The following is a 9114-nucleotide window of genomic DNA, read 5'->3' on the forward strand; positions in this document are numbered from 1 at the left end:
CCATGAAAGGTTTCAAATTCTCCGACCTGTTTCCACCAGGCATTGCCATAATTTCCAACGAGATTGTCATATTTCTTGAAGGCAGGATAGTAGTGGGCAGGCAACATCTCACCGTGAGTATAAACATCGACCCCGGTCCCTTGTGTTTGATCCAACAATTGCTCAAGATCTGTCAAGTCATGACCCGATATCAAAATTGCCGGGTTATTTCTGACACCTATATTTACTTCTGTAATTTGAGGATTGCCATACTTTGATGTGTTTGCCTCGTCAAGCAAAGCCATTGCTGTAACACCAAATTGCCCGGTTTTCAAGGTCAAAGCCACTAAATCATCTGCAGAAAGTCCATCATTCAATGTGGCTGCCAGTGCTTCATAAACAAAGGCATAAAGCTCGTCCTTTTCCTTTCCAGCAGTAAGGGCGTGGTGTGTATATGCCGCTAAACCTTTAACACCATACGTGATCAATTCTCTCAAAGAACGAACNNCCAGCATCTTGTTGATTTCTTTTTCAAATGCCGCGTCATCAAAATTGGTATTCGTAATCGTCATAAATAGGCTGTTGAGCACTTCATGGTTGATGGTTCCTAATTCCTTAACATTCAACTTTCCTTTAACCACTAGTTCAGAAATACCCTTGAGAGTGTAAATCAGTAAATCCTGAAGCTTTGCAACCTCTTCGCTTTTACCACAAACGCCCTTGATTTCACAGCCTGTATCTTTTGCCGTCTCCTGGCATTGGTAACAAAATATACTCATCAAATTTTCCTCCCTTTATTCGGATGTTTCATCCTGGATCATTCTTTCCGCTTTGTGTAAGACATTGCGCAGCGTAGCGGCCCATTCATCAGGCATATCCATATAAGATATTTCCTTCTTCAGTCATCAAATGGATACCTCTTCACTTCTTCGAGCATACCACGACTGGTGGTCATACCACCCTGATGCCTTCACGATAGGTGAGGGCCACCAATTGTCAAGAATCGTGGGGTACACTGCGGAAGGGCATGTGCTGCGGGATGGGCCCAGGTCCTGCGTTGCGGGCAGGTCCAATGCTCATATACTAATAGTATGGAACAGGACAGGAAAAGACTTCGCAAGGGTGGAGCAATCACAGTCGCTGTGTCAGGTGACGCAGCAGACTATGTGAATAACTTCCGCAGACTGTATGATCCACGCGTGGCCCGTATATCGCCGCACGTTACGCTCGCGGTTGCACCTGAACTCGACGTCTGCGACTGGATGCCTGCGCATCCCCGGATCAGGGAGGCATTGTCCCGGATTCCCCCGTTCACCATCCGCGTCGCCGAACTCGGCACGTTCATGGACGACCTTGTGCTCTGGCTGCGGCCGACTGCCCCTCACGACGAACTGCTCACGATGCGGAAGACGATCCTGGAAACATTTCCGGACGTGGCGTTCGACCGCGCGAACGACTTCGTGCCGCACATCTCCATCGGATTTTTCACTGGTCGCCAAGCGTTACTTCAGGCAATGGACGCGGTCCGTCCTGAACTGGTCCCGTTCTCGTTCCGCGTAGCGTACATCTCCTATCTCCAGGCTGACGAAGGCGACATCTGGCAGTGCGTCGACACGGTGGAGCTTGGGGCATTGAACGCGGGGGCACCTGCTCCGACACCTGAACGCCCGGATGCGTTTCGGAGAACTGTCCTCAAGGAGGAACCATGAGTATCTTCTATTGCGATACGTGCCACACAAAGTTCGAGGCAGAGGGCGTCAAGACCGACTGGGTCGACCGGACGTACGGTCCCTGTACAAGATGGACTGCCTTGTGCCCTGACTGCGGCGAGGAATCCCAACTGGCGAAGACTGTCCATGCTCACGCCGACGGGGATGACGGCTGTGAAGGAGGTTCCTGCAGCTGTGGCGGCTCCGGATGCTCCTCGTGTGGCGGGTGCTGAGCCAGATCAAACTGACCCGGGCATGTACCACCTAGAGTGCAATTACCAGCTGACCCCATATCGGAAGTTCGGGAAGATGACGGCTGAGCCGCACAAAAGCGCAGTCTGAGCTTGTGGATAACCTGTCAGCATGTTGGGAAAAGGTGTCAGCAAAGGCCCACAGACGATTTGTTAATGGGCTGTTCTGGTTTTGTTGCAACCGGTTGCAGGGTGTGGATAACTCTAACTGCTGATTGTGACTGCTGTCATCACAGTTGAGACAGACTACTTGTCGTACGGCTCTCCCTTGAGAATGGAGAATGCGCGGTAGAGCTGCTCCAGGAGGACCACCCGTGCCAGTTCGTGCGGCAGGGTCAGCTTTCCGAACGAAAGGATGCTCGTGCCGGGAGAGAGAGGGCGGACTCCGACATTCTGTTCGATGTACGTCTGCAGGGCGGGATTGAACCCCTCGGCGCCGCCAATGAAAAACGATAACTTACGTGTCCCCATGTTCATGAGGTCTTGCAGGCGCTCGGACAGTTCGTGCGACGTGATCTCCTGACCACGGGGATCAAGCAGGACACGCGCGCCTTCTTCGAACCGTGCATAGTTGGCAAGCTGCCTCGATGCGGCGTCGATGACACTCAGCTCACAGTAGTGTTCGATGCGGCGACAATATTCGTCCTGTGCCATCTTGTTGTAGGACTTCTTGAGACCGCCGCCCTGGGCGCATATCATAATCTTCATGCGGTCAGTATAGCGGTTGCAGTCCCCCGGACAAGAACTGGATTCCCGCATGCGCGGCAGAGCGCCACTCCCATTGGAAGGAAATGCTCGGGGGGAGTGACAACCAGAAGGGTTTCAATTTGTCGTCCCCGCGAAGGCGGAGACCCACAGCATCATGCAAGAATAAAGACTTTCTAGTGGCTGGTGATGTGCCCCTTGCCAAGCCGTTTGGACTGGTACAATCGGTCGTCAGCCAGCTTGAGGAGGTCTTTTGCAGAGGCATCGCTGACATAGCTGGCGATACCGGCCGAAAACGTCACACGCCCCAGCGTCGTGGTCAGCTCCGGGCATATGGCACCATCCAGGCGTTTCAGGATCTCCTCAGCCTGCTCACACGTCGTCTCGGGCAACAAGAGCAGGAATTCGTCCCCGCCGTAGCGGTACAACAAGTCAGAGGCCCGGGCAATCTTGCGGATGCAACCCGCAAAGGCCTGCAGCAGGCGGTCCCCCTCGTCATGGCCCAGAGTGTCGTTGACAGCCTTGAAACCGTCGACGTCCAACATGGCCAGGCTCATGTCTCGATGGTACCGGGCCGCTCGCTGCAGCTCCCTAGGTACCATCTCATCCATCATGCGGCGGTTGAAAAACCCCGTAAGTCCATCGCGGGTTGCCTGCTCGCGCAGCTGCTTTGTCTTCTGCTGGTTGTCGATGAGCAGGGCAAGCCCCGAAGCGAACGGCGTGAGCAGCCGGACGTCGGAGAGCGCGAACGCTGCAACCTTGGGCGACTCGAGGTCGAGTATCCCGACACAGTGCCCCCCGGCAAGCAGCGGCATCGCCAGTTCGGATAGTGCCGGCCACAACCCTTCGACGAATCCGGCGTAACGCCTTGTGTCACGGACAAGAACCGGCTTCGACGACCGGAATGCGCGCACTGTGACGCCCTTGCCGCTGTGCTCATCCATTTCCATGCCGGCATGCCCGATTTCACGTCCACGGCTGGCCTTGAGCACCAGCATCTCACGTCGCGGGTCATGCAACAGGACGACGGCATGTCCATACCCCAGGGCATGACCGATGAGTTCGAGCACATGATCAAGCCGGGCTTGCAGTTCCTGTTCGTCGGTTGCTTGTGCGCCGGCTACGGCCATCTCATAGAGGACGTTCATCTGCTGGTTGCGCACCGCCAGTTCACGCGCCTCCTCATAGCGCAGAATAAGGAGTGCAATGGTGTTCACCACTGGTTCGATGTCAGCGACTGCGTCAGGGGTTAGGCGCTGCTCGATGGTCTGGACGTTGACGATGGCAATGACGCGCCCATGCAGGAGGATGGGGAAGCCAGCCCAGGAACCAGTAGGAGGTACCGGCTCGCGCCAGTCAGCATATGAGCTGAGGTCCTCAATGATCGCTGGCTTCTTCGTATGGACAAGGTCTGCAAGATTCTTGGGCAGGCCTTCCTGGTTGAAGTTGCGTTCAGCGCTGCGAACGATGGAGGTGGCGACGTTCACCCAAGCCTCGATGCGCAGCCGTCCCCGCGGACTGATGGTCATCAGCGTCACACTGCACGACGGTACGAGACGTGCAATCACCTCTACGGCCCGCTGTACCGCCTTCCGGTGCGAACGTTCCTGGAGGATGCTCTGCAATTCGTACAGCTCGATGACACCAGTGGCATGTGTCGCGCTCATATTAATTGCATCTTAGCAACTATCGGCAGATTTTCCAGTCTTGCTCAGCCCTCGCGCTTCAGTCCGAAGTTGTCGACGAAAAACTCCATCTCTGCCTCCGGGATGTGGTGCACGCTCCCGAGGACTGTCGCATACACCACAGACATGCACGTCTGCTCGAGGAGCTCCATGCGGTTGTACGCTTCCTCCAGGTCCGCGCCGACGGTGATCGCGCCATGGTTCGCCATCAACACGGCGTTGCGGTGAGCAAGTCCCTCGGCTACCTCGCACGCCAGCTCAATCGTCGATGGCGTCACGTACGGCAGACAGGGAACATAGCCCAGCAGGATGGTCGCCTCCGGCAGAATGTCGTCCGGAATCTCGCGGTGGGCGAGTGCAAAGCCAACGGCAAACCGGGGATGAGCGTGGATGATGGCGTTCACGTCTGGTCGGCCCTTGTAGATCTCGTAGTGCATCTTACCTTCGGATGATGGCGTGCCGTTTCCACGCAGTTTGTTGCCCTCAATGTCGACGACGACTACGTCATCGTCCGTCATGAACCCCTTGTTGATGCCGGCTGGTGTAATAACGATCTCGTCTCCCAGACGAATACTCACGTTGCCACCCAGGGCGGCGTTCATGTTTTTGTCATACAACCGTTTCGCTATCTCAACAAGTTTTGTTGCTGTCTCCATCCATCCCTCCCCATATCCTCCCCGGACTGCGAGCTCTTGCGTCGCTTCTGAAGCCGGGTTGTCATTCATTGAGTATACCATATACTTGCAAGGTAGGTAATCATGTTCAGTGTGGAGGACCAATGTACTCGATCATCGTTCATGGCGGTGTCGGAGCAGTACCCCACGAAAAGGAAGAAGTTGTTATTGCCGGGGTCCGGGAGGCTGTCAAAGCCGGGAGTGACGTTCTTGCGGGCAGTGGATCCTCGCTGGACGCTGTGGAGACTGCTATCAAGATCCTGGAAGACAATCCGCTGTTCAACTGTGGCACGGGTTCCGTGCTGACGTTCGACGGAGAGGTTGAGATGGACGCAGCCGTTGCCTATGGTCCTGCACTTGGATTTGGAGCCATCGCCGGCATCAAGAACATCCAGCATCCCATCTCGCTGGCGCGCATGGTCATGGAGAAGACGGACCACGTGCTTCTTCAGGGCGGTGGCGCTCAGGAGTTTGCTCGCATGATGGGCATCGCGTCTCACGATCCCATTACTGAGCAACGGCGCGTCCAGTGGCGAGCATATCGCGAGAAGTTCCTCCGTGGTGAAGCTGGCGACTGGCCGAAGCTCAAGGCCCTCATGAAGGAACATCCGGAGTTCATGCATGGCACCGTTGGCGCCGTCGCCGTGGACGAAAAGGGCGAGGTAACCGCGGGCACATCCACGGGTGGCGTCTTCCTCAAAATGCTGGGACGAGTCGGCGACACCCCACTGCCCGGCGCAGGGACGTATGCCACGAACTTTGGCGGCGCCTCGTCGACCGGACTGGGTGAGAGCATGATGCGTACCCTTATCACCAAGACCGCCTGTGACTTCATGCGCATGGGGCTCGACGCCCAGGGCGCCGCGTCTGGCGCAGTGAACATGCTCAGCAACATCCTGGGGACCGAGGCGGGGATCATCGTCGTCGACAATCAGGGTGGCGTCGGTTTTGCCAAGAACACACCGCAGATGCCCCACGCCTACTTCAAGAAGGGCATGTCCGAACCAGTCGCAGAGCTGTAACCCTCACACATCTGGAACGACTATGGAAAGAGATGAAAACATGTTCGACATCGACACATACGCGAGAGAAGCAGCGGAGCACCGTCACTATCTGCACGCCCATCCGGAACCTTCGTTCGAGGAACAGGGAACACAACAGTACATCACTGATTGCTTGCACAGCCTGGGTCTGAATCCCTCACCCATAGCAGGAACCGGGGTCACGGCGACCATCACCGGAACGCAGGGTCCTGCGAACGACAAGGTCCTCCTATTGCGCGCCGACATCGACGCCCTGCGACTGACTGAGGAGACTGGTCTTCCATTTGCCTCACAGAACAACGGTGTGATGCACGCCTGCGGCCATGACGGCCATACCGGGACACTGCTTGCCGTCGCGCACTGGCTGGTCGATCACCGGGACCAGTTTGGCGGTACGGTCAAACTGCTCTTTCAACCGGCAGAGGAGCTCTCGCCCGGCGGCGCGGAACCATGTGTCAAGGCCGGGATCCTCCAGAACCCGGATGTCACCTTTGTCTTCGGGATGCATCTGTGGAACACATTCGAGTTTGGCAAGGTCGGTCTGCGTGCGGGACCTCTCCTGGCAGAAGCCGACCGGTTCGAGCTGACGGTCACCGGCAAGGGCACACACGCCGCGGCGCCACACCTCGGCGCGGACCCAATCGTGGCCGCCGCTCAGATTGTCACCGCCCTCCAGACGATCGTCTCGCGTGAGACCAATCCTCTCGAATCGCGTGTGGTGACCATCGGCACCATCGACGGCGGCTCTGCGTTCAACATCATCCCCCAGAGCGTCCACATGACCGGCACCCTGCGCGCACTGTCGCGGGAAGACGCCGAACTCGGCGCCGCCAGTCTGCGCCGCATCGTCAGCCATACGGCCGAAGCTCTTGGCACGACTGCTACAATCGACTATCAATTCGGGTATCCGCCCGTCATCAACAGTTGTGAATCCGTCGCCTTCCTGCGTCCCATCCTCCAGCAGGTCGTCGGCGAAAGCAACGTCGTCGAGCCTGAGATCAGCATGGGTGGAGAGGACTTCGCCTACTACCTTCAGCAGGTTCCCGGGGCGTTTATCTTTCTCGGAACAAAAAACGTGGCAAAGGGTCTCACCGCCCCACACCACAATCCAAAGTTCACCTTCGACGAGGACATCTTCCCTGTCTCGGTGTCGATATTCGTGGCCGTCGTGAGGCGCTACCTGTCGTGAAACTCTCCACACGGCGTGTTGCGCAGCTTGCCGTCATGGTGGCGCTCCTGGTCATCGGCGCCTACGTCAGCATCCCCCTCCGGCCGGTCCCGATAACATTCCAGAGTGCATTTGTTGTGCTGACACCACTCCTTTTCGGCACGAGCGCATACATTGCCGTCCTGGCCTACCTGCTGCTTGGACTGGTAGGCCTGCCGGTCTTCGCAGAGGGAGCCTCCGGTCTGGTCGCTCTCTCGGGACCGACAGGCGGCTTCCTTGCCGGTTTTCTGCTCGCCTCCATCGTCGTCGGTATCATTGTTGAGCACTGGCACTGGGACTCCCGGTGGCGTGACCTGGTTCTTGCAGAAGGATCGCTCATCTTCATCTATGTCCCCGGCATCTTCTGGATGTGGCACGTTCTCCTGTTGCGAGGGGGCGCCGCCCAAGCGGCTCTCGTCGGCCTCATCCCGATCCTGGCCCTCGACGTCGTCAAAATGGCCGTGGTCGCCGCCCTCGCGCGTCCCCTTCGTTCGGCCCTGGCTGAGGTGGAGGATGGCTGACTATAAGGTCCTGCTGGCCTACGCCAGCGTGGGTGCTGGACATGAACAGGCGGCACGCGCGCTGGGAGAGGTTTTCGAGCAGCGAGGCTGGGCAACGCGATACGTCGACTTCCTTGACGAGGCCCCCGCACCCATGCGCTTTGTCATGCGCGACGCCTACCTGCAACTTGTCAGGATCCTCCCCCTGGCCTACGATCTGGCCTTCCAGCACACCGTCACCCAAGACCTCAGGGAGGCGGAGCGCACATCGCGGCTTCTCGCAAACGTCGGCTACAGAAGGCTGCAAGAGCTGGCGCTCATGGAGGCTCCCGACGCGATCATCTCCACGAACCTCTGGCCGACGCTGGCGCTTTCAAAAGTCAAACGGCACCGCATGCAGGGAACACCGCTCATCAACTGCTTCACCGACTACGTCCTGCAGACGCTGTACATGTCCAAGGGAGTCAACTGGCACGTCTCGGCAAACGAGCAAATCACCGCCACCTTCGAGGCTACCCACCGGCGTCTCCGCGAACCCATCTACTCCTTCGGCATTCCCGTCCGTCCGGCATTCGCCGTCCACCGTGCGCGGGAGGAAGCCCGTGCCATGCTGGGTATCCCGCAGGACGCTCATCTGGCCGTCGTCACGGGAGGCGGACTGGGCCTCGGACATATCCTCGAGGCATGTGACACTCTGACGTCCAGGCCCTTTGGAGAGCGCGTCACCGTCATGGCTCTCTGCGGCAACAACGCTGATGTCCAGAGCCAGATAGGGAGCATGGCCATCGCGCGTTCGTCCAGGCACACCATCAGAGCAGTCGGTTGGACTGACCAGATTCCCGCGTATATGCAGGCAGCCGACCTGCTTGTCAGCAAGGCAGGGGGCGTCACGCTTGCCGAGGCGGCGGCTGTCGGTGTCCCGCTCGTCATTTTCGAGCCCCTCCCGGGCCAGGAGACCGCGAACACACGGTTCCTGACACAACACGAAGCCGCATATGCCGCGGAGGATGCCGATCAGCTTCTTCGTGCCGCCGATGAACTCATGTTTACAGGCAGGGGGTCAGAGATGTCCGGTAACCTCAGGCGCCTGGGGAGGCCCAACGCCACGCAGGACATCGTCGCAAGGATCTGTGAAGACGTATATCGCCCGACATCGCCAACAGAGTCATCATGACGGAATTATTGCCGACCTGGGCGCAGCTCCTGCCCAAACACTTCACCGCGTCAGGTTTTGTCCTGCGAGATGACCGCATCCTGCTGGTAAATCACCGCAAACATCATGTCTGGATCTACCCTGGCGGTCACGTGGAGCCCAACGAGACACCAGACGAAGCATGCCTCCGCGAGATCTTCGAGGAGAC

At 57.9% G+C, this 9114-nt stretch carries 9 protein-coding genes and 1 pseudogene; 6 read left to right on the forward strand and 4 right to left on the reverse strand.

The genetic code is table 11. The features are described from left to right. A pseudogene (locus SMC5_RS09570) lies at window positions 1-758 on the reverse strand (hydroxylamine reductase); the annotation flags it as partial. Between the two features lie 363 nt (window positions 759-1121). Between SMC5_RS09570 and SMC5_RS09575 the strand changes: the two are divergent. Then, window positions 1122-1688, forward strand: a complete 567-nt coding sequence (locus SMC5_RS09575; RefSeq protein ID WP_207799200.1) for a 2'-5' RNA ligase family protein — start codon at window positions 1122-1124, stop codon at window positions 1686-1688. A gap of 497 nt (window positions 1689-2185) precedes the next feature. Here SMC5_RS09575 and SMC5_RS09585 read toward each other — a convergent pair whose 3' ends face one another. The 3 genes from SMC5_RS09585 to SMC5_RS09595 all read right to left on the reverse strand — a co-directional run bounded on the left by SMC5_RS09585 (window position 2186) and on the right by SMC5_RS09595 (window position 4985). Next, complete coding sequence (locus tag SMC5_RS09585) at window positions 2186-2647, reverse strand: 23S rRNA (pseudouridine(1915)-N(3))-methyltransferase RlmH (protein ID WP_165846298.1); 462 nt, start codon at window positions 2645-2647, stop codon at window positions 2186-2188. A gap of 173 nt (window positions 2648-2820) precedes the next feature. Next, on the reverse strand, window positions 2821-4311 hold the full coding sequence (locus SMC5_RS09590; protein ID WP_119120539.1) for a sensor domain-containing diguanylate cyclase: 1491 nt from the start codon (window positions 4309-4311) through the stop codon (window positions 2821-2823). Window positions 4312-4355: 44 nt separating this feature from the next. Beyond that, window positions 4356-4985, reverse strand: coding sequence for a class II aldolase/adducin family protein (locus SMC5_RS09595; protein ID WP_165846297.1), 630 nt, complete (start codon window positions 4983-4985; stop codon window positions 4356-4358). A 122-nt stretch (window positions 4986-5107) separates the two neighbouring features. On the opposite strand from SMC5_RS09595, the gene SMC5_RS09600 reads away from it, so the two are divergent. The 5 genes from SMC5_RS09600 to SMC5_RS09620 form a co-directional block, all read left to right on the forward strand. Then, window positions 5108-6025: an isoaspartyl peptidase/L-asparaginase family protein gene (locus SMC5_RS09600; RefSeq protein WP_119120541.1), complete on the forward strand. Its 918-nt coding sequence runs from the start codon at window positions 5108-5110 to the stop codon at window positions 6023-6025. A gap of 22 nt (window positions 6026-6047) precedes the next feature. Then, window positions 6048-7235, forward strand: coding sequence for a M20 metallopeptidase family protein (locus tag SMC5_RS09605; RefSeq protein WP_119120542.1), 1188 nt, complete (start codon window positions 6048-6050; stop codon window positions 7233-7235). After that, the gene (locus tag SMC5_RS09610) at window positions 7232-7774 is read left to right on the forward strand and encodes a biotin transporter BioY (RefSeq protein ID WP_119120543.1); all 543 of its coding nucleotides are present in this window, start codon (window positions 7232-7234) and stop codon (window positions 7772-7774) included. Before SMC5_RS09605 ends, SMC5_RS09610 begins: the two co-directional genes overlap by 4 nt. Next, window positions 7767-8927 carry an MGDG synthase family glycosyltransferase gene (locus SMC5_RS09615; RefSeq protein WP_119120544.1) on the forward strand — a complete coding sequence of 387 codons (1161 nt, stop codon included), beginning with the start codon at window positions 7767-7769 and terminating at the stop codon, window positions 8925-8927. Before SMC5_RS09610 ends, SMC5_RS09615 begins: the two co-directional genes overlap by 8 nt. Beyond that, the coding region (locus SMC5_RS09620) for an NUDIX domain-containing protein (RefSeq protein ID WP_207799201.1) at window positions 8924-9114 on the forward strand (191 nt) is incomplete at its 3' end. The genes SMC5_RS09615 and SMC5_RS09620, both read left to right, overlap by 4 nt.

The organism is Candidatus Cryosericum odellii, assembly GCF_003570935.1.
GTDB classification, from domain to species: domain Bacteria; phylum Caldisericota; class Caldisericia; order Cryosericales; family Cryosericaceae; genus Cryosericum; species Cryosericum odellii.